Source organism: Vibrio sp. 1069 (assembly GCF_033340555.1).
This window is the reverse complement of sequence record NZ_JAWOWP010000557.1, coordinates 1-614: the sequence shown is the minus strand read 5'-3', so window position 1 is coordinate 614 and position 614 is coordinate 1. Positions and strand designations below refer to the sequence as shown.

Sequence of the window (614 nt, the reverse complement as noted above, 5' to 3'; positions counted from 1 at the left end):
GCTAAGTTGCCTTGCTGGTCTAACGCCACTGCGCCTACGGTGCCGTGTTTACGATCATCCGGGTAACGAGACTCAGATAACGCAAGCAAACCTTTCTCACGCATTGAGAGCAGCTGTTCATAACGGCGATCTGTGAAGAAGTAATCTTGTTCGGTGTATTGATGACCTTGTTCAAAAGCAAACTTCTCAGCGCCTTCACCAACCAACAACACATGGTTGCTGCGAAGCATTACATCCCGAGCCAGCTCGATCGGGTTTTTAATGTGCCTAACGCCCGCGACAGCACCTGCGGCAAGGTTGCGACCATCCATCACAGAGGCATCCATTTCTACCATTTCGTTGTGAGTAAGAACCGAGCCTTTACCAGCATTAAAGTTGGGAGAGTCTTCCAGTACTTTTACCGCAGCGACCACCGCATCAAGCGCTTCTCCGCCTTGTTCGAGTATTTGGTGTCCTGCTTTTACCGCAGCTTCTAAGTCTGCCAAGATGGATTGCTGAAGTTCATCACTCATTTGTTCACGCAAAATGGTGCCTGCTCCGCCGTGAATGGCAATTGATAACGGTTTCGTCATCGCTTTGTCCAACTGTTATTCCTTGTATGATTTGCACTACAC

1 protein-coding gene is annotated in these 614 nt (G+C 49.0%); it reads right to left on the bottom strand.

What is annotated here, in order from left to right; translation table 11 throughout:
- On the bottom strand, nt 1–584 hold a 584-nt coding region (locus R7040_RS27715; protein WP_318097782.1), incomplete at its 3' end, for an isoaspartyl peptidase/L-asparaginase family protein.
- Nucleotides 585–614: the final 30 nt, after the last annotated feature.